The following is a 19,717-nucleotide window of genomic DNA, read 5'->3' on the forward strand; positions in this document are numbered from 1 at the left end:
GTGCTCTGCTCAAAACCGTGCATCGCACCGCATTCGCGCGGCCGGGAGCTCTACGATCTCGCCTTCTAATCAAACGAAAAGATCCTCTTCCAGTCCTTCTTCATGTCCACAACGGCCCACCTGTTCAGCGCTGCAGCATCGAGAGCGACATCGAGCTTGCCGAAATGTGATTGGCGATCGTAGGCATATTCGCGTTCCGCGTCGGTATGGTGGACGATCAGGCCGAACCGCGCGCCGCTGGCACCGAGCGTCGCCCATTGCAGCATTTCGAGGTCGCCATCCGAGTTCCCGAAGGCGGCGATCGGACGCCGGCCAATGTGGCTGTTGATCCCGATCGGCTTGCCGGCCTTGTCGTCGATGAAATCGATCTCGGGCAAGCGAAATAGAACCGGCGTGCTGTCGCGCATTTCATAGCGGGTCTTGATTGACGATCCGACGACCTGCTCGGGAGGCACTCCATAAATCGTCTCGGTCCATGGCCGCATGAATTCGATGCCGCCCCCCGACACGATGAAGGTCTTGAAGCCGTTGGTGCGGAGGTAAACGAGCAATTCGAGCATCGGCTGATACACGAGTTCGGTGTAGGCGCGTTTGAAGCGAGCATCACGCGCGCTCGCGAGCCAGTCTGCGACGATCTTCTCAAACTCCGCTGTCGTCATGCCGGCGTGGGTCACCGCCACCAGCTCGGCCACGCCCTTTTCTCCGAAAGCTGCGAGCGCCTTCAGGTCCCCGCTCAGCACTGCCGCGAAGGGCTGCTTGTCCTTCCATTCCGGATGCATGGGCGCAAGAACCTTCACGCGATCCAGCACAAAAGCAAGCTGCACATACATCGGCTGCTCGATCCAAAGCGTCCCGTCGTTGTCGAAGGTCGCGATGCGTTGATCGGGTGGTACGAAATAGGGCCCGCCACTCTCCGTGACCCGTGCGACGAAGTCGACGATCGAAGCTTTGGTCGGGCCTTCATTCCAAGAAGGCAGAGGACCGGCTTGCGTCTGGGCCATGGCGGAGGTGGAACGCAGGGCGGCGGATAGAAACGGAAGCGTCGCCAGAGACGAGAGCAGTGCGCGACGGTCAAGGCTTGGAAATCGCATGAGCTGTTTCATTGTAGATCCGCATCGATTGTGCGGTCCCTACCGGTCGACTTTGAAAGTGGGTGCGAGGCCGGTGTATCGCTGCTGTTCGTCGCACGCTTGCCGATATGCTGCTTCGTGAGCAGCTGGATTCTGACCGCAATGAATTGGCGGGTGCCGAAGTGACGCCCGCCAATGCAGTATCGAGCCATTAGTCGCTACGACCGGCCGTCTTCATATTCTTAACTTGCTGCATGACCTGTTCCAGGTTGTAGCTGGCCGGGTCCTGCAGCGGCGGGAATTTGATGAAGGTCTCGAGGTGCATCAGCCAAAGTTGCTGGCCGATGGGCAGCAAGTTCCAGTCATAGACATAGGCGGTCGACGGAGAAGCAATCGCCCCGCCCATGCCGAAGAGTGTCTTCTGTTGCTGACCCACCGAGGTCTCGAAGGGATCGCGCTTGATGTTGACGACCTGGGTCCAGGAGTAGGGCCGCACTCCGTTAACGAAGCCGGCCGGGTCGTCGGACACCATTGCGAAATACATCTTCCAGTTCTTGTAGCGGACCGCCGACGGATCCTTGCTGGAGTAGTACAAGAAGTGGTCGCGTGCCGACTTCTCTGACTTGCCGCTCAGGTAGTCGATCTGGTTGATGCCGTCGAGCGTGGTCTTGACGATGCCGGGATACTCGCCGGCCTCGATCCGTTGCTTCAGTGCGTCGCCTTTGGGCCCGCCGGCGATCTCGACGAGAGTCGGAAGCCAGTCAAGGGCGGAAAACATGTCGTTCTTCACCGTGCCGGGCTTGATGACGCCTGGCCACCGGATCACCATCGGGGCGCGCATGCCGCCCTCCCAGGTGCTCAGCTTGCCGCCCTTGAACGGCGTGACGCCGCCGTCCGGGAAGGTGATGGTCTCGGCGCCGTTGTCGGTAGTGAAGACGACGATCGTGTTGTCGAGTTGGCCCATGTCTTGGAGCTTCTTGAGCACCACGCCGATATTGTCGTCCATCTGCTTCATGCCGGCTTCATTGATGCCCCAATCCTTGCCGCCGGGCTCGCCCACCATCGCCAGGTACTTGTCCGACAGCACGGTCGTGATGTGCATGCGTGCCGGATTGTACCAGACGAAGAACGGCTTGTTGGTGCGCCGCGGGTCGTTGCGATCGAGGAAGTCGACGACCTTGGCCGAGATTTCCTCGTCGATACCCTTCGATCGATCGAGAGTCAGCGGGCCCTCGTCCTTGCATGTCATGTTCTTGGCGGTGCCATCTGAGGACTTGCACGCGAGCATTGGACGCGGTGGCGTCAGGCAGACCGTGGTCTTGGGGTCCACCGCACCGGGAACCTCAGGTACGCCGGGGATCGGCGTGTTCTTGCATGGCGGCGCGACGGTCTGCTGGGCCGGGCTCTTGTTGATGTCGGGGAAGCTCACCCCCTGCATCGCATCGAGGTGATACAGGTAGCCCCAGTACTCCTGGAAACCATGCGCAGTTGGCAGCGAATCGGTGTGGTCGCCGAGATGGTTCTTGCCGAACTCCCCAGTGTTGTAGCCGAGATCGAGCAGGAACCTGGCAAGCGACGGCGTCCCGGGCCGCAGATAGGATGGGCTGCCGGGAATCTCTGGCAAGGTCATGCCGACGCGGACCGGCTGCATGCCGGTGAGGAAGGCCGTACGCCCGGCCGTGCAGCTCTGCTCGGCGTAATAGTGCGTGAACATCGCGCCTTCGTTGCCGATGCGATCGATATTGGGCGTTTCTCCGACCATCAATCCGCGGTGGTAGATGCTCGGCTGCATCCAGCCGATATCATCACCCATGATGAAGAGGATGTTTGGTTTTTGCGCCGGCTGTTGGGCGCCTGCCGGAGTGCTGATCAACCCTGAGGATGGAATTAACATCGTCGCACCGAGCAGCGCTAGACAGGACCGCTTGATCCAGCTTTGTGTCTTGCGCGGCGTCGCAACCGAAAGCTTGTCTTTGAATACGCAATTCAACATGGCATTGCTCTCCCGTTATGATGCGTTAGAGACACGTCGCCTGATGCACCGAAATCCAAGATGACTTGTGGATGTGTCGACCGGCTCCGCATGCCGCGCAGCCGGCCGGTAGCGCCGGCAGTAGTTCGGCGCGCACAAATGCGAGCCGCCTTTGATGACCTTGCGTGGAATCTTGACGTTGGTCGTTCTGGGGTCGTAGCTATCGGCCTCGCGGCCGCCGCGCGGGTTCTCTGGAATGCAGCAGGCTTTCGCGGCGTCGGCCTCATGCCGAGGCGCGTACCAGTCGGACGTCCACTCCCAGACGTTGCCGATCATATCGTACAGCCCGTATCCGTTCGGCGGAAATGCGGTGACCGGCGATGTCCTCTCGTACCCGTCGTCCCCAGTGTTCTGGCGTGGAAATTCGCCCTGCCAGGTGTTGGCCATGTGACGGCCTCCGGGCGTAAATTCATCTCCCCATGCGAACTCGGCGCCGTCCAGCCCGCCCCGCGCCGCGAATTCCCATTCCGCCTCGGTCGGCAAATCCTTGCCGGCCCATCTTGCGTAGGCGATCACGTCGCTGAACGCCACATGCACGACGGGATGATCGTCCAGCCCACGGATGTTGCTCCCGGGTCCATAGGGATGCCGCCAGTCCGCGCCTTTGGCGAAGGTCCACCACTGGCTGAAGTCCCGGAGATTGACCGGATATGCGGGCGGAGAGAACATCAGCGAACCCGCGTAGATCATATGCGGGAGAATTCCGGGGTAATCCTTTGGATCAGGTGTGATCTCCGCAACGGTGACGTGGCCGGTAGCTCTGGCGAATGCCTTGAATTGCCGGTTGGTCACTGGATGGCGATCCATCCAGAACGCATCCACGGTGACGCGGTGGACCGGCGCTTCTTCCGGATAATGCCGATCCGAACCCATCCGAAACGTGCCGCCCGGCACGTATAGCATCCCCTCATCTGCGGGATGCTGGAACGATTGTCCGGGAGCAGGCGACGATGTCGTATCAGCCAGCTTCATGCCGTTCTCCGGACCCGTGCATCATAGGCCTGCGCCACCACGGAAACGGAACGCCACTCTTCCAGGTTGATCTAGATCAAAGGTTGAGGGTTGGGTCTTTCACGCCCGCTGGGTCGCTGGCAAGCCCAGCCATGCCCGTTGCGCCGTCGAAACCGAAGCAGACTCAAGGCACTAGAAGATCGCACCGACAGCCATCGGCTACTTTGCATGGGGTTGTTTTTCGAAATTTGATTTTCCGGTCGCAAAGGCTCGGTACGCCGTTGGTTCGAGGCAGCTTCTCGGCTTGGTGATCGCTGCCGCTGGAATACTGGATCGCCCGCTCGAGTGCGCAATGCGCACAAGACGGGCGACGACAGCATATTTGTGGTGATCGTGCGCCCTACTCCGGGCTCGCGCCTCACGCCCCGTTCAGGAATTGAAGCGGGTCAACCGGGCTCGATCCCTTGCGGATCTCGAAGTGGAGCTGCGGCGACGCCACCTCACCGGATTGACCCGACTTGGCAATGACCTGACCCCTCTTGATGGTATCGCCGCGCTTCACCAGCAGCTCGCTCGCATGGGCATATGCGGTGACGTAGCCGTTCGAGTGCCGAACCAGGACCAGATTGCCGTACCCCTTCAGCTCGTTGCCGGAATAGGCGACGACGCCGTCTTCAGCCGCCTTGACCGGCGTACCTTCGGGCACTGCGAGATTGATGCCGTCGTTGGACTTGCCGTTGGTCTTGGCGCCGTAGCTCGTGACCACCTTGCCGCGCACGGGCCAACGGAAGGTCGGCAGCGCACTGGTGGTCTCAGCGGCTTTCGCCGGAACCTCCGCGGGTTTCTCTTCGACGTTGGTCGTGGCCTGGGCCAGACGCGCGCTCTGCACGGGGGCAGCCGCTGCGGCCATCTTGGTGGCAGGCGCGGGAGCAGCCACGACGGGCTGAAGTGTACCCGGAACCGGAGCAGCGCCGGCCGAAGCCGCCGCGAGGGCGGCAGTCCTGGCACCGGGCACTGTCAGCTTGGTGCCAAGCTTGAGCTTGGCCGAGGAATCGAGGCCGTTGGCGCGAGCAAGCTCAGCCGCCGAGATATGGTTCTTGCGCGCGATGCTGGCGAGCGTGTCGCCACGATTGACGAAGTGGGAACTCGCTGGCGCAGCGACGGCTGCAACCGGCTTGCCAGCAGGCGCCATCGCCGGAGCTGCGGCGACAGGAGCCGCCGCAGGTGCGGCAGCCGTGGCCGGATGCGGGATGATCAGCTGTTGTCCGGGCGAGAGCGCACGCGGTCCCTTATAACCATTGGCGGCGAGGATCGCCTGAGGCGTCACGTGATAGCGCTTGGCGAGCACGTCGAGCGTGTCGCTGGTCCCCACGATGATCTTGCTTCCGCCGGCGGGCTGGGCGGCTGCGACCGAGCGCGGCGGCACGGTGGCCGTAGTCTCGAGATGTGGCTGCGCCGGCGGCGCGTACGAGCTGACGCCGCGGCCGCCTCCGGATACGCCGCCGCCCGAAGTGACGGGATAGGATTGCGGCGCGGCCACCGCCGGCGGCGGCAAGGGCTGCGACTGATAATAACCGGGCTGCGTCTGCGGCCGCGCATATTGCGGCAGCTCACGCGGCTGCTGCTGCGGCGGCGCCTGCTGCACCGAACCGGTCTGGTCGGAAGCAAAGGGATTGGAGAAATTCGACTGGGACAGCCGCGACGACATGTCGGCGCTGCACCCTGCAAAGCTGAAGGAGATCAGCGCCAGCACCGCGAGCTGCGGCACGCGGCGCGAGTAAAGCAACTCGGCGACGACAGACATGGTTACTCACTCGTACGCAACAGAACTGGTGTTTTAAGTAAACACGCGCCGAGTAAATAACGGCTTAACCCTCCCAATAAGATGTTGGCGGAACAGCCAATCCGGAAATCTACAGCTCCCGTGCCACGCCGGGCAGTGCCGGTACGAAGCGGACGTCGACGAGTTCCTTGCGCTCGATCCCGGCTTCGGTCCGGGTCAGGCGAATCAGCGTCTGCACGCCCTGATGCGGCCCGACCGGGGCGATCAGGATGCCGCCGACCTCGAGCCGGTCGACCAGGTTCTCCGGAAGCTGCTCCACCGCGGCGGTGACGATGATACGGTCGAACGGCCCGATATTGGGCGGCAGGTTGAGGCCGTCGCCGAGCATCACCTCGACATTGTGACAATCCAGCGTTTCGAGCCTGGCGCGTGCCGCATCGGCCAGCTTGCGATAGCGCTCGACGGTCAGCACGTGGCCTGCGAGCCGCGACAGCACCGCCGCCTGATAGCCGGAGCCCGCGCCAATCTCGAGCACACGGTGGTGCTTCTGGAGCTGGAGCTGCTCGGTCATGTAGGCGACGACGAAGGGCTGGCTGATGGTCTGCCCGCACGCGATCGGCAGTGCGCTATCGCGATAAGCCCCCTCCCGATCCGCCTCATCGACGAAAAGCTCGCGCGGCACCTCCTCCATGGTCCTGAGCACCGCCTGATCGCTGATGCCCCGACGCCTCAGCGTGAGCTGAAACATCATCTTTTCCGGCGGATGCTGATAGGGAGTCATCGCTGCTCGCATTGTCTCGACAGGTCCGGATCATCGCTCCGGAGCTCAAGGCCCGGGCGAGAATCTTGTTCCTCCCCCGGAACCCATGATATCCTTTTGCTGCAGTATTTGACCACAAATTGGCCTGCAGCGGGCTGGACGCAAAGGCCATTTTCAGGCGCTTGTTCGCCGAAACGCGCATTGCGTCGATTCGCGTTATCTGCGAACGTTTTCGCAAATGGGCAAGGACTCACCGACAATGACTGCGACAGGGCTTTCAGGCCGCTCTGTATTCCTCGTCGAGGACGAGGTGATGATCAGGATGATGGTCGCGGACATGCTCGAAGAGCTCGGCTACAAGGTCGCAGCCGAAGCCGGCGATATCAACGAGGCCATGCGGCTCGCCCAGGCCACCGAGTTCGACATCGCCATCCTCGACGTCAACGTCAACGGCAAGGTCATCTCGCCGGTCGCCGATGTCATCAAGGCGAAGGGCTGTCCCTTCATCTTCGCCACTGGCTACGGCTCCTCTGGCCTGCCCGAGCAGTATCGCGACCGGCCGGCGCTGCAGAAGCCGTTCCAGCTCGACGCGCTCGGCAAGACCATCGAAGCCGCCCTGCGTGGCGGGTAGCGGTCCATCCGTGCTTGCGCCTTTCTTCACCTCTCCCTTCGGGAGAGGAAGAACGCGCGCTCTGGCCGCTACTTCAGCGTCGCGCTCAGCTCTTCCGAGAACGCTTCGTTGGTACGGTCGAGCCTGAGCGGCGTGACCGAGACATAGCGATCGCGCAGCGCGGCGAGATCGGTGCCATCGGCCGGCGTGTCCATCATCGCCGCGCGCTCGAAGCCAATCCAGAAATAGGGGTTGTTGCGGCCGTCCCTGCGCTCGTCGATCCTGAGAAAGCCGAGATTACGCTTGCCCTGGCGTGTGACGCGAATACCGAGCACGTCCTCCGGCGCGCAGGACGGGAAGTTGACGTTGATGACCGTATCCTTGGGGATTCCGGCATTGATCACCTTGCGCAGGATGTCGGGACCGAATTTCCGCGCGGTGTCCCACGGCGGCCGTTCGCGGGTCTCGACGCTGAACTCCTGCGACAGCGCGAACGACGGCAGGCCCAGGATGGTGCCTTCCAGCGCGCCGGCGATGGTGCCGGAATAGACCACGTCCTCAGCGACGTTGCGGCCCTTGTTGACGCCCGACAGCACGACATCCGGCGGCCTGGTGCCGAGGATGTGCCGCGCCCCCATGATCACGCAGTCGGTCGGGGTGCCGCGCACGGCAAAGTGCCGCGGACCGACCTCGCGCAGGCGCAAGGGATCGTTCAGCGACAGCGAATGCGACACGCCGGACTGGTCCAACTCGGGCGCCACCACCCAGACGTCGTCGGACAATGCACGCGCAATCTCCTCCACGACCTCGAGGCCGGGAGCGTGGATGCCGTCATCATTGGTGCAGAGAATGCGCATGTGAGAGGTCGATTCCAGAAGCGGGGTCCAAGCCGTCTTATCCGGCTACGGCCGATCAGGCAAACCGGGCCAATTTCGGGGGCGGCCAGGTTCCCCGGCCCGGTCCAATTACCGGCGGATGCGCCATTGCGGCAGGAAGCGTGCGAGCCGGCCCTCGACACGCAGCTGCAGCGCCGGCAGGACTGGGCTTTCGACGGGCGCCGCGACCACGCCAAGCGCCGCAAGCTGCGCAACGATCGGGTCCGCGGTCGGTTCTTGCGGAAAACGTTCGCGCGCCACCGTCAGCGCCTTGTCGAAATCCACGGTGTTCACGCCGGGCTTGGCACGCCGGCCCTGCACGAGGTCATCGTCCCAGAGCCGCGCGATCTCGATGTCGAGCACGCCGCGCAAACGCTGGTCGACGGCCTGGATGCCGGCACCTGTCACCGCCAATTGTCTGCCGACCCAGAAGATGTCGCGGTGCAAGGCCATGGACGGGAGTTTCGCATTGACGGGTGGCCGGCAGGATAGCCGGCCGCCCGATCTTCGCAACCAAACGTTTACACGGTTTCAGACACGCGATGCGTTTACTCGCGCGCGACCACCTTCAACCCGCCCATATAGGGCTGGAGGACGCTGGGGACCGCAATCGAGCCATCCTCCTGCTGATAGGTTTCCATCACGGCGATCAGCGCGCGGCCAACTGCAGTGCCGGAGCCGTTCAGCGTGTGCACGAACCGCGGCTTGCCGTCAGGCCCGCGCGAACGCGCATCCATGCGGCGGGCCTGGAAGTCGCCGCAGACCGAGCAGCTCGAGATCTCGCGGAACATGCCGCCGTCGCCCTGCCCGGGCATCCAGACCTCGATGTCATAGGTTTTCTGCGACGAAAATCCCATATCTCCTGCGCAAAGCGTCATCACGCGGTAATGCAGGTCGAGCTTCTGCAAGACCTGCTCGGCGCAGGACAGCATCCGCTCCAGCTCGTCCCTGCTGGTCTCCGGTGTCGTGATCGAGACCAGCTCCACCTTGGTGAACTGGTGCTGGCGGATCATGCCGCGCGTGTCGCGGCCTGCGGCACCCGCTTCGGCGCGGAAGCAGGGCGTCAGCGCAGTGAGCCGCATCGGCAATTGCTTCTCGTCGAGGATGGATTCGCGCGCGAGATTGGTGAGCGAGACTTCCGCGGTCGGAATGAGGCCGAGGCGCTCGGTCTTCAGCCGCTCGTCTGGCGAAGCGAGCAGCTCGCCCTTGATCGCCCAGAACTGATCGTCCTCGAATTTCGGCAGTTGTCCCGTGCCGAACATCACTTCGTTGCGCACCAGCAGCGGCGGGTTGATCTCGGTATAGCCGTGCTCGGTCGTGTGCAAATCGAGCATGAACTGACCGATCGCGCGTTCGAGCCGCGCCAGCCCCTTCTTCAGCACGACGAAGCGCGCGCCGGAGAGTTTGGCCGCCGCCTCGAAATCCATGTAGCCGAGCGCGGTGCCGAGATCGTCATGCAGCTTCGGCGTAAAGCTGTAGTTGCGCTTGTTGCCGAACACGTGGTGCTGCACGTTGCCGTGCTCGTCGACACCATCAGGCACTTCGTCGAACGGAATGTTCGGGATCGCGGACAGCTCTTTGGTCAGCTCCTCGTCGGCAGCCTTCGCGGCCGCTTCGAGCTCGGGCATCGTGGTCTTCAGCTCGGCCACCTCGGCCATCAGCTTGGCCGCGCGCGCTTCGTCCTTGGCCTTCTTGGCCTCGCCGATTTCCTTGGAGGCCGCATTGCGCCGCGCCTGCGCCTGCTCCGAGGCCAGGATCGCCGCCCGCCGCTTCTCGTCGATCGCCAGCAGCGACGCCGACAACGGCTTCAGGCCCCGCCGGGCGAGGCCAGCGTCGAAGGCTTGCGGATTATCGCGGATCGATTTGATGTCGTGCATGGCCGTGGTCCTGGGTCAGCGCTTAAATAGTCAACTTTCATGCTGACAACTTACATTGGCGCGCTTTCCCCTAGCATTCTGTCCTCGCCCGCGAAAGCGCGCGATCCAGTATTCCAGGGCCATCAGTGTTTCCCCGAGGGGCCGCGCGCACTGGACCTACTCGGCCGGGTTAGCCGGCGTCGACACGTCAGTGCCAGTGGCTGCCGGCGAGGCAGCTGCCTTCTTCTCCACCATCCCCACGGCGATGATCGAGCCCTCATAGAGCGCCAGCAGCGGAATCGCGAGCGAGCATTGGCTGAGCACGTCAGGCGGCGTCAGCACGGCCGCGATCACGAAGGCGATGACGATGAAATACCGGCGCTTCTCGCGCAGCATTTTTGACGTGACGATGCCGATACGCCCGAGCAGCGTCAGGATCACCGGGAGCTGGAAGGCGATGCCGAAGGCGAAGATCAGCGACATCATCAGCGACAGATATTCGCCGACCTTGGGCAAGAGCTGGATCTGCGCGGTCTCGTCGCTGCCTGCCTGCTGCATGCCGAGCGAGAAGCGGACCAGCATCGGCAGCACGACGAAATAGACCAGCGTCGCGCCCAGCACGAAGAAGAACGGGGTCGCGACCAGATACGGCAGGAAGGCCTGCTTCTCGTGCTTGTAGAGCCCGGGCGCAACGAACTTGTAGATCTGGGTTGCCACGATCGGGAACGAGATGAAGCCGGCGCCGAACAGCGCGAGCTTGAGCTGCGTGATGAAATATTCGAGCAGCGCCGTGTAGATGAACTTGGAGTTCTCGGGCCCTGCGACCCACACGAACGGCCAGACCAGCACGTTGTAGATCTGCTTGGCGAAGAAGAAGCAGAAGATGAAGGCCACGCCAAAGCCGAGCAGCGCCTTGATCAGCCGCGAGCGCAGCTCGATCAGGTGGTCCATCAGCGGAGCTTTACTGGCTTCGATATCGGCGTCGGTCATGACGCTTTGGCGTCCTTGATCGCTGCGGATGGCGCGGTGTCCTGCGCCACCTTTGCCTGCTCGACCTCACGGGTGATGGCGAGCGGCTCGTTCACGGCCGCATGCGCCTCGGCTTCGACGAAGGTCTCTGGCGTCGGCGCTTCCGGAGTGGTCGGCGCGACAGGCGGTTCGACAGCCGCGGCAGCCGGCGTCTCGGCCGGCTTGTCCAGTGCATCGATGCGAAGCGCGTCGCTGACGTCCTTCTGAAGCGAGGTCAGCGGATTGAATCCCGTGGCGGCTTCCTTGACCTCATCAAAGCTCTTCTTGAGGTCGGCCATCTCGGCCTCACGCATCGCCTCCTGGAACTGTCCCTGGAATTCGGCGGCCATCTTGCGGGCCTTGCCCATCCACTGTCCGACCATGCGCAGCACGCCCGGCAGCTCTTTCGGGCCGATGGCGATCAGGGCCACGACCCCGATCAGGACCAGTTCACTCCACCCGATGTCGAACATGAGATCTTCCGTTCACGCGAAGCCGCAACCGGCCCAATCCCTTGCGCGCAGGATCGGGCCGCTACCCGCGTCTCGCGTGCTCTCTGGCTCAGACGGCCTTGCTGCCGACGTCGGACCGTGCCGCGGTCGGCGCGGCGTTGTGCTCGATGGACTTGGCCGGCTCCGGCTTCTCGGCAGGCTTGTCGTCGTCCTGCATGCCCTTCTTGAACGCCTTGATGCCCTGCGCCACGTCGCCCATCAGATCCGAAATCTTGCCGCGGCCGAACAGCAGCAGGACCACTGCGATCACCAAGATCCAGTGCCAAATGCTGAGTGAACCCATCCTGCAACCCTCCAAACGCGCATGGCCGGGGACCCGGCCGATCTTTACCCAAAACTAGGCTTGGCGGGTGTCAAAAACAAGGACCAAGGCAGCGCCAATTCGCTGTTGGCGCTACGTAATCTTGCTAGTGTTAACCTACCGCAGGGCCGGTCAACGGCCGGTACATCAGTCCTCGGAGCCGCCTTCGCGAGCAGCCTCGCCGCTGCCCTCGTTGCTGGCTTCCGGCGCCTCCGGCTCGACCGCCGGCGCGAGCGACAGATCGAGGTCCTCGCCAGGTTCCAGCGGATCCTCGTCCTCACGCAGCGCCGGATCGTCCGACGGCGTCGGCACGCTGAAGCCCGTCGGCAGGCGCGAATCCAGCAGGCCCGTGCCTTTCAGTTCTTCCAGTCCCGGCAGGTCGCCGAGCTGTTCCAGGGTGAACTGCGACAGGAAGTCCTCGGTGGTTCCGAACGTAAGCGGACGGCCCGGCGTCTTGCGGCGGCCGCGCGGCTTGATCCAGCCCGTCTCCAGCAGCACGTCGAGCGTGCCCTTCGAGGTGACGACGCCGCGGATCTCCTCGATCTCGGCGCGCGTCACCGGCTGGTGATAGGCGATGATCGCCAGCACTTCGATCGCGGCGCGCGACAGGCGGCGCGTCTCGGTGCTCTCGCGCGTCATCAGCCAGGCGAGATCGCCGGCGGTGCGGAAGGTCCATTTGTTGGCGACCCGCACGAGATTGACGCCGCGCGAGGCATAGTCGGCCTGGAGCTGCTCGAGCGCGACCTTGACGTCGACGCCGTCAGGCATGCGCTTGGCCAGCGTCGCGGTATCCAGCGGCTCGCTCGACGCGAACAGCAGCGCTTCCAGCAGCCGTAGCTCTTCGGGACGGGCCTGGGTCTCGTTCTCCATCGGCTCGGCCTCTTCTACCCGCACTTCAGCCAGGCTTGCCATGGCAGATTCTCCTTCTTGCAATTAGGCGACCGGCGCGTCGGGCGCAGGAGCTGCGTCCGGAACCGGTTTAGGACGTCCCTTCCGGAAATAGATCGGCGCAAACGCTTCTTTCTGATTCAGCTCGAGCTGACCTTCGCGCACCAGCTCGAGCGCGGCGGCGAAGCTCGAGGCGAACACCGTCGCGCGCTGCGTGGGATCGGCGACGTGCTGGATCAGGAAGTCGTCGAGAACGCCCCAGTCGTCCTGTTCGGTGATGCTGCCGACCAGCCGCTCCAGCGTGGCGCGCGCTTCCGCAAGCGACCACACCGTGCGCTTGGCCAAATGCACGCTCGCCAGCACGCGCGACTGGCGCTGCGAGGCATAGGCCGTGAGCAGATCGTAGAGCGTTGCGGTATATTTCGGATGCTTGATCTCGGCGATCTGCTCGGGCTCGCCGCGCGGGAAGATGTCGCGCTGCAGTTGCGGCCGGTTCATCAGCCGGTTGGCGGCTTCGCGAATGGCTTCCAGCCGGCGCAGACGGTTGGCGAGCGCGGTCGCCATCTGCTCGGCGCTCGGCCCCTCGGCGCTCGGCGGCTCCGGCAGCAGCAGGCGCGATTTCAGGAAGGCAAGCCAGGCCGCCATGACGAGGTAGTCGGCGGCGAGTTCCAGCCGGATCTTTCGCGCGGCTTCGATGAAGTGGAGATACTGGTCGGCCAGCGCCAGGATCGAGATCTTGGCGAGATCGACCTTCTGCTGCCGCGCCAGCGCGAGCAGCAGGTCGAGCGGACCTTCATAGCCCTCGACGTCCACCACCAACGCCGGCTCACCCTCGGCGAGCTCTGCGGGCCGCCCGGTTTCAAACGATAGGATTTCTGCGGTCATGCGGATGCCGTGTTTGCCCGTGCGATCAATGCGTCCAGCTCAGTTCGGGCGGCCACCCGATCGAACGGCTGCGGCGCCTTGCGCGCGGCGAGCGCGGCTGTCGCCCGCGCCAGGGCCTTGCCGGACAGCTCTGGCGTCTGACCAGCGACCTCGCGCATTTCGTCGATGTTGCCGTTGCAATGCAGGGCCACGTCGCAGCCGGCCGCGAAGATGGCGCGGGTCCGCTCGGCGATGCTGCCCGCCAGCGCGTTCATCGACACGTCATCACTCATTAACAAACCCTGGAACCCGATTGCGCCGCGAATCACCCGAGCAATCATTGTCGCAGATGTCGTCGCCGGTTGGGCGGGGTCGACGGCGCTAAACACAACATGTGCAGTCATGGCCATCGGCAGATCCGCCAGCGGCTTGAACGCCGCAAAGTCGGTCCGATCGAGCTCGTCCATAGGCGTATCAACTGTCGGAAGCTTGAAATGGGTGTCGGCGGTGGCGCGGCCATGGCCGGGGATGTGCTTGAGCACCGGCAGCACGCCGCCTTGCTCCAGCCCCTCGGTCACCGCGCGGGCGATCGCTGCGACCTTGGCCGGCAAGGTGCCGTAGGCCCGGTTCCCGATCACGGCGTCGGCGCCCGGCACCGGCACGTCAGCCAGCGGCAAGCAATCCACGGTAATGCCGAGATCGGCGAGATCGGCCGCGATCAGCCGGGCGCTGAGCCGCGCCGCGGTGAGCCCGAGCGCCGAATCAGTGTCGTACAAGGTCGCGAATACGGCACCCGGGGGATAGACCGGCCAGTGCGGCGGGCCCAACCGCTGCACCCGTCCGCCTTCCTGGTCGATCAGGACCGGCGCGTCGGCCGCATTCGCAACCGTCCGCAATTCCGCAACCAGCGCCGCAACTTGCGCCGGGGTCGCGACATTGCGCTTGAACAGGATGAAGCCCCATGGGCGTTCGGCGCGGATAAACTCCCGCTCGGCGGCGGTCAGTTCCGTTCCGGATACGCCGGTAATGAAGGCCCGCGTGCTCATAACGGCCGATTAACCCTGGCCCGTCTGGGGGTCAAGGAACGGGCCGTTAATTCCTCTGGATGAAGCAGGTCGGCAAGCCGGCAGCCTTCAGGCTGTTGCAGGCGTGTGTCGCTTCCTCGGCCGACGCATAGGGGCCAGCGAACGCGCGGTATACGACCCCCTTGCCCTTGTCGGTGAGATCGACCCGCTTGATCACGGGTGAGCGCGATCCAAGCACGCTGCCATATTTGCTCTGGAGCACCCGGTAGGAGGCCGCGGCGCTGTCCTCGCTCTGTTGCGAGGAGACCTGGACGATGAAGCCACCGCTGCTCGCGGGCAGAATCTGCGTCGAATTGGTTGCAGCCATCCGCTGCGGTGACTCGGCCGCGGGCGTCGATTGCGGCGTGAGCGAGAGCGGCTGGTTGGCGCTGGCATTGGCCGAGGTCGGCGGATTGCGCGGCGCAGCCGGCGCGGCAACAGGCTTCGGCGCCGCAGCTGTCGGCTTGGCGGCAGCCGATTGCGGCGTGGCGCTGTCGGTCTGATCACCCTTCACGGCCACGGTCCTGATCGGGCGCGGCGAGTTGTTCGGCATCGTCCCGTTGCTCGGGGGCGCCCCTGCGCTCGGCGGCGGCACCGTAGACGGCGACACGCTCGCCACCGACGGCGGATTCGCATTCTGGTTCAGTGGTGGGAACACCACGCGGGGACCACCCGCCCTGGCGTTGACGTCGACAGGCGCCTCCTCGCGCGGCACGATCTTCTCGGTGCCGTCACCGGTGACCATGCGATCCGGCACCTTGGCCGAGGAGTCCGTCGGCGCGGGCACGATCTTGGTCGGGGTGTTGTCGGCCTTGATGATCGGCGGCTCACCGCTGCGGGGCGAGCCCACATAGGTCTTGTAGGCGAAGGCCGCACCGGTGCCGACCACCGCGAGCGCGAGGATCGCCGCGACCGTCATCATGCCGCCGCGCTGCTTCTTCGGCTCGTCGAGATCGGCCTCGGGATAGTCGCTCTGGAACGCGTAAGGGTCGTCCGGATAGGCCGGATCGCGCTGAAACTCCTCCTCACCCGTCTCCAGCCGTCCGTACAGCGCATCGTCGTAGCGCGACGGATCGGGCTGCTGAGAAGGCTCGTGGTAGGCTTGGTCCTGCTGATCGGCGTGATCCTGGGATGCATGATCCTGATAGGCCTGCGGCTGATGGAAATCAGGCTCGGGCGCGGCCGGCGGGGCGGAATAGCGGTGCAACGGATGAACCGGGCTTACGGAAACGTGATAGTCCGGCTCCGGCGCGGGTGCCGGCTGCGGCTGCACGTTGGCGCGGCGCATCCATGACGGCGGCCCGGGCGGAGGCGGCGGAGCCGGCTCGGCATAGTCCTGTCGATAATCGCCCTGCCGATAATCGTCGTCCTGATAGCTCTGCGCGGAGGCTGCCGGCGGGCGCGCGGCAGGCCGGCCCTGCGCGGCGAACGGATCGGTCTGCCCGATCAGGCGGGCGAGCTCGGCCAACGGATCGTTGTCCGCCTTCCCATGCAGATCGCCGCCGCGACCATAGTCATCGGAAGGAAACGGTCTGTCGTGATATCGTTCGGCCATCGTGATGATGCGTCCCTTCGGGAAAGCCGCGCGCCCCTCGACCAGGCACGGCTTCCGACCCACAAGGCATTCAACCAAGTCTCAGCGATCCGGCTTCTGCCGGTTACCCCCGAATTCCCCTTAAGTAGTTCGCCCCAAACTACCGCATCTCGTCCGGAGCATGGACGCCGAGGATGGCGAGGCCCGATGCCAGGATAGAGACGACGCCCTGGACCATTGCCAGTCGCGCCTTTGTAAGATCTGCATCATTATTGATAATGAAGCGTAAATAGGGCAAATCGCGCCCTTTCGTCCAAAGTGCGTGAAATTCGCTCGCTAAGTCATAGAGATAGAAGGCGATTCGGTGCGGCTCATGGGCCGCGGCGGCAGCTTCCAGCATGCGCGGATAAATTGCGAGGCGCTTAAGAAGGTCGAGTTCGACAGGGTCGGACAGCCGTTCCACCGCCGACTCAGCGAGCCAGGCCATGCGTCTGCCGGCGTCCTCCGGCAGTTCCGGGAACACCTCGACCCGCGCGTTCCGGAAGATCGAGTGGCCGCGGGCATGGCCGTACTGGACATAGAACACCGGGTTGTCGCGCGACTGTTCCATGACCTTGGCGAGGTCGAAGTCGAGGACCGCGTCGTTCTTGCGGTAGAGCATCATGAATCGGACCGCGTCCTGACCGACCTCATCCACCACCTCACGCAACGTGACGAAGTCCCCGCTCCGCTTCGACATTTTCACCGGCTCGCCATTGCGCAAGAGCTTGACGAGCTGGACGATCTTGACGTCGAGCGAGCCCTTGCCGGACGTAATCGCCTTCACCGCCGCCTGCATGCGCTTGATGTAGCCGCCATGATCGGCGCCCCAGACGTCGATCATCTCCGCAAAACCGCGGTCGAACTTGTTCTTGTGGTAGGCGATGTCGGAAGCGAAGTAGGTGTAGGAATTGTCCGACTTGATCAGCGGACGATCGACGTCGTCTCCGTAGGCGGTCGCCTTGAACAGCAGCTGCTCGCGGTCTTCCCAATCCTCGACCGGCGCGCCCTTAGGCGGCGGCAGGCGGCCCTCGTAGATGTCGCCCTTGGCCTTCAGGAAATCGATGGTCTCGGCGACCTTGTTGGTGCCGGTCTCGATCAGCGAGCGTTCCGAGAAGAACACGTCGTGGCGGATGTTGAGGGCGGCGAGATCGTCCTTGATCTCGTCCATCATCATCGTGATAGCCTTGGCTCGCACAGTCGGCAGCCACTCGGCCTCGCTCTTCGCGAGCAGCTTGTTGCCGTGCTCCTTCGCGAGCGCCACACCCACCGGCTTCAGATACGCGCCGGGATAGAGCCCTTCGGGTATGGCACCGATGTCGTCGCCGAGCGCCTCGCGATACCGCAGGAAGGCGGAGCGTGCGAGCACGTCGACCTGAGCGCCGGCATCGTTGATGTAATATTCGCGCGTGACGTCGTGGCCTGCGAACTGGAGCAGGCTCGCCAGCGCGTCGCCGAACACGGCGCCGCGGCAGTGGCCGACATGCATCGGCCCGGTTGGATTGGCCGACACATATTCGACATTGACCTTGGCGCCGCCGCGCACGCGGCCGTAATCCGCCCCCTCGCGCAGCACCGTCCGCAGCGCTTCCGCCCAGGCGGCCGGCTTCAGCGTCAGATTGATGAAGCCGGGACCGGCGACATCGACCTTGGCGATCAGCGCATCGGCGCGCAGCCGCTCGGCAATCCGCTCGGCGAGATCGCGGGGCTTTGCCTTTGCCTCTTTCGCAAGCACCATCGCGGCGTTGGTCGCCATGTCGCCATGGGAGGCATCGCGCGGCGGCTCGACCACCACGCGCGAGAAATCGATGCCCTCGGGCCAGCTGGAATCCGCCGCGAGCGCGCGGCAGGCGGCGTGCACGCGTGCGAGCACGTCGGCGAATAAATGCAGGGATGAGGATGTCTGGGGCATGGGCGCCGCCTAACGCAAATCCGGGGTCGAGTCAAAAAGCCGCTGGTGCTCGGTCAGGGCGAAACGGTCGGTCATTCCGGCAATGAAATTGCCGACCCGGCGGGCCCGGTCGCCCTCGTCGTCCGCCTCCGCCCCGACCAGCCATTCCGGCGGCAGCTCGGCCGGGGATTTCAGGTATTTCGCGAACAGGTCGAACAGGATCTGCTCGGCCTCCCCCATCACCCGCATCACCCGCTTGTGGCGGTACATGTGCTGATACAGGAAGCCCTTGATGGCGGCCTCCTCCTCGGCGACCTCGGCGGGGAACGCGATCAGCGCCCGGCTCTGCTGGCGCACGTCCTGGGCCGATTGCGGCCTCGTGGCGGCGAGGTTTCTCTGCGCCTCGGCGAATACCGCGCCGATCAGGTGCGAGATCAGCTCGCGCACCAGCTCGGCGCCGCGCCTGACGTCTTCGAGATCGGGATAATGGGCGGCGATCCCGTCGATGATCTCCGCAGTGAGCGGCATGACCTTGAGATCGTCGAGAGCGAACAGGCCCGCGCGCAGGCCGTCGTCGATGTCGTGGGCATCATAGGCGATGTCGTCGGCGATCGCGGCGACCTGGGCTTCAAGCGAGGCGAAGCTCCACAATTCGAGATCGTAGACCTTGATGTAGTCGGCGATCCCGACGGGAACGCCATGCTCGCGATAGCGTCCGACCGGCGCGCCGCTGCGATCGGTCAGCGGCCCGTTGTGCTTGACGATGCCCTCCAGCGACTCCCAGGTCAGGTTGAGTCCGTCGAACTCGGGATAGCGGTGCTCCAGCGAACCGACGACGCGGAGCGTCTGGGCATTGTGATCGAAGCCGCCGAACTCCTTCAGGCAGGCGTCCAGCGCCCGCTCGCCGGCGTGGCCGAAGGGCGGATGGCCGAGGTCATGGGCGAGCGCCAGGGTTTCCGTGAGGTCCTCGTCCAGCCCGAGCTGCCGGGCCAGCGCGCGGGCGATCTGCGCCACCTCCAGCGAATGGGTCAGCCGGGTGCGGTAGTGGTCGCCCTCGTGGAACACGAACACCTGGGTCTTGTACTTGAGGCGGCGAAACGCGGTGGAATGGATCACCCGGTCGCAATCCCGCCGGAACGGGCTGCGGGTCCGGCTCGGGGGCTCGGCGACCAGCCGGCCACGGCTGCGATCGGGGTCGCAGGCATAGGGCGAGCGGGGGGCTGCCATTCCGACGGACACGGCGAATTTAGTCCATATGCATTTGATTCTGCTTATGGTGGCACTTAACTATGTCAGGCGCGGGATACCAAATGAATTGGGTATGACGCGGGACTATCGGAGACCAGCAATGACGACTGCCGTGACCATCAGTGACCGGGCCGCCCGCCGGATTGGGGAGATCCTCAAGGGCGAAGGGTCAGGCGCGATGCTGCGTATCTCGGTCGAGGGCGGCGGCTGCTCCGGCTTCCAGTACAAGTTCGACATCGACCGCGCCCGCACCGACGACGATCTCGTGATCGAGCAGGACAATGCGGTGGTGCTGGTCGATTCCGCCTCGCAGCCGTTCCTGGCGGGATCGCAGGTCGATTTCGTGGACGATCTGATCGGCGCCTCTTTCCGCGTCAACAATCCCAACGCCACGGCATCCTGCGGCTGCGGCACCAGCTTCTCGATCTGAC

General features: G+C 64.3%; 19 protein-coding genes. 2 read left to right on the forward strand and 17 right to left on the reverse strand.

Annotated features, from left to right (window positions below):
- Positions 1-65: 65 nt before the first annotated feature.
- The 5 genes from ACNJYB_RS21145 to ACNJYB_RS21165 form a co-directional block, all read right to left on the reverse strand.
- A complete protein-coding gene (locus ACNJYB_RS21145; protein WP_439368262.1) occupies positions 66-1,103 on the reverse strand; it encodes an HAD family hydrolase in 1,038 nt (345 codons plus the stop codon).
- A 178-nt stretch (positions 1,104-1,281) separates the two neighbouring features.
- Positions 1,282-2,964 (reverse strand): arylsulfatase, encoded by a 1,683-nt coding sequence (locus ACNJYB_RS21150; RefSeq protein ID WP_439375611.1) that lies wholly within the window; start codon positions 2,962-2,964, stop codon positions 1,282-1,284.
- 114 nt (positions 2,965-3,078) lie between these two features.
- The gene (locus ACNJYB_RS21155) at positions 3,079-4,074 is read right to left on the reverse strand and encodes a formylglycine-generating enzyme family protein (protein WP_439368264.1); all 996 of its coding nucleotides are present in this window, start codon (positions 4,072-4,074) and stop codon (positions 3,079-3,081) included.
- 397 nt (positions 4,075-4,471) lie between these two features.
- Entirely contained in the window at positions 4,472-5,857 is a 1,386-nt protein-coding gene (locus ACNJYB_RS21160; protein ID WP_439368266.1) for a peptidoglycan DD-metalloendopeptidase family protein, read from the reverse strand.
- A 109-nt stretch (positions 5,858-5,966) separates the two neighbouring features.
- A complete protein-coding gene (locus tag ACNJYB_RS21165; protein WP_439368268.1) occupies positions 5,967-6,617 on the reverse strand; it encodes a protein-L-isoaspartate(D-aspartate) O-methyltransferase in 651 nt (216 codons plus the stop codon).
- Between the two features lie 238 nt (positions 6,618-6,855).
- Here ACNJYB_RS21165 and ACNJYB_RS21170 point away from each other — a divergent pair, with 238 nt between their 5' ends.
- Positions 6,856-7,227, forward strand: a complete 372-nt coding sequence (locus tag ACNJYB_RS21170; RefSeq protein WP_439368269.1) for a response regulator — start codon at positions 6,856-6,858, stop codon at positions 7,225-7,227.
- A 68-nt stretch (positions 7,228-7,295) separates the two neighbouring features.
- Here ACNJYB_RS21170 and surE read toward each other — a convergent pair whose 3' ends face one another.
- From surE to ACNJYB_RS21230, 12 genes are all read right to left on the reverse strand, one after another.
- Entirely contained in the window at positions 7,296-8,063 is a 768-nt protein-coding gene (gene surE, locus ACNJYB_RS21175) for a 5'/3'-nucleotidase SurE (RefSeq protein WP_439368270.1), read from the reverse strand.
- A gap of 108 nt (positions 8,064-8,171) precedes the next feature.
- Positions 8,172-8,534: a hypothetical protein gene (locus ACNJYB_RS21180; RefSeq protein ID WP_439368271.1), complete on the reverse strand. Its 363-nt coding sequence runs from the start codon at positions 8,532-8,534 to the stop codon at positions 8,172-8,174.
- Positions 8,535-8,629: 95 nt separating this feature from the next.
- A complete protein-coding gene (serS, locus tag ACNJYB_RS21185) occupies positions 8,630-9,958 on the reverse strand; it encodes a serine--tRNA ligase (protein ID WP_439368272.1) in 1,329 nt (442 codons plus the stop codon).
- Between the two features lie 156 nt (positions 9,959-10,114).
- Positions 10,115-10,927: a twin-arginine translocase subunit TatC gene (gene tatC, locus ACNJYB_RS21190; protein WP_439368273.1), complete on the reverse strand. Its 813-nt coding sequence runs from the start codon at positions 10,925-10,927 to the stop codon at positions 10,115-10,117.
- The gene (gene tatB, locus ACNJYB_RS21195) at positions 10,924-11,418 is read right to left on the reverse strand and encodes a Sec-independent protein translocase protein TatB (RefSeq protein ID WP_439368274.1); all 495 of its coding nucleotides are present in this window, start codon (positions 11,416-11,418) and stop codon (positions 10,924-10,926) included. The genes tatC and tatB overlap by 4 nt, the downstream gene beginning before the upstream one ends.
- An 88-nt stretch (positions 11,419-11,506) precedes the next feature.
- Entirely contained in the window at positions 11,507-11,740 is a 234-nt protein-coding gene (locus ACNJYB_RS21200; protein WP_018642198.1) for a twin-arginine translocase TatA/TatE family subunit, read from the reverse strand.
- A gap of 165 nt (positions 11,741-11,905) precedes the next feature.
- A complete protein-coding gene (gene scpB / locus ACNJYB_RS21205) occupies positions 11,906-12,670 on the reverse strand; it encodes an SMC-Scp complex subunit ScpB (protein ID WP_439368275.1) in 765 nt (254 codons plus the stop codon).
- Between the two features lie 21 nt (positions 12,671-12,691).
- Positions 12,692-13,531, reverse strand: coding sequence for a segregation and condensation protein A (locus tag ACNJYB_RS21210; protein ID WP_439368277.1), 840 nt, complete (start codon positions 13,529-13,531; stop codon positions 12,692-12,694).
- The gene (gene nagZ, locus ACNJYB_RS21215; protein ID WP_439368279.1) at positions 13,528-14,556 is read right to left on the reverse strand and encodes a beta-N-acetylhexosaminidase; all 1,029 of its coding nucleotides are present in this window, start codon (positions 14,554-14,556) and stop codon (positions 13,528-13,530) included. The genes ACNJYB_RS21210 and nagZ overlap by 4 nt, the downstream gene beginning before the upstream one ends.
- A 46-nt stretch (positions 14,557-14,602) precedes the next feature.
- Entirely contained in the window at positions 14,603-16,129 is a 1,527-nt protein-coding gene (locus ACNJYB_RS21220) for an SPOR domain-containing protein (protein ID WP_439375612.1), read from the reverse strand.
- A gap of 139 nt (positions 16,130-16,268) precedes the next feature.
- Positions 16,269-18,059 (reverse strand): arginine--tRNA ligase, encoded by a 1,791-nt coding sequence (gene argS, locus ACNJYB_RS21225; protein ID WP_439368280.1) that lies wholly within the window; start codon positions 18,057-18,059, stop codon positions 16,269-16,271.
- Positions 18,060-18,068: 9 nt separating this feature from the next.
- Positions 18,069-19,265 (reverse strand): deoxyguanosinetriphosphate triphosphohydrolase, encoded by a 1,197-nt coding sequence (locus ACNJYB_RS21230; protein ID WP_439368281.1) that lies wholly within the window; start codon positions 19,263-19,265, stop codon positions 18,069-18,071.
- Positions 19,266-19,386: 121 nt separating this feature from the next.
- On the opposite strand from ACNJYB_RS21230, the gene erpA reads away from it, so the two are divergent.
- On the forward strand, positions 19,387-19,716 hold the full coding sequence (erpA, locus tag ACNJYB_RS21235; protein ID WP_025036472.1) for an iron-sulfur cluster insertion protein ErpA: 330 nt from the start codon (positions 19,387-19,389) through the stop codon (positions 19,714-19,716).
- Position 19,717 lies beyond the last annotated feature (1 nt).

It is taken from the genome of Bradyrhizobium sp. SMVTL-02, assembly GCF_051853005.1.
Taxonomy (GTDB): domain Bacteria; phylum Pseudomonadota; class Alphaproteobacteria; order Rhizobiales; family Xanthobacteraceae; genus Bradyrhizobium.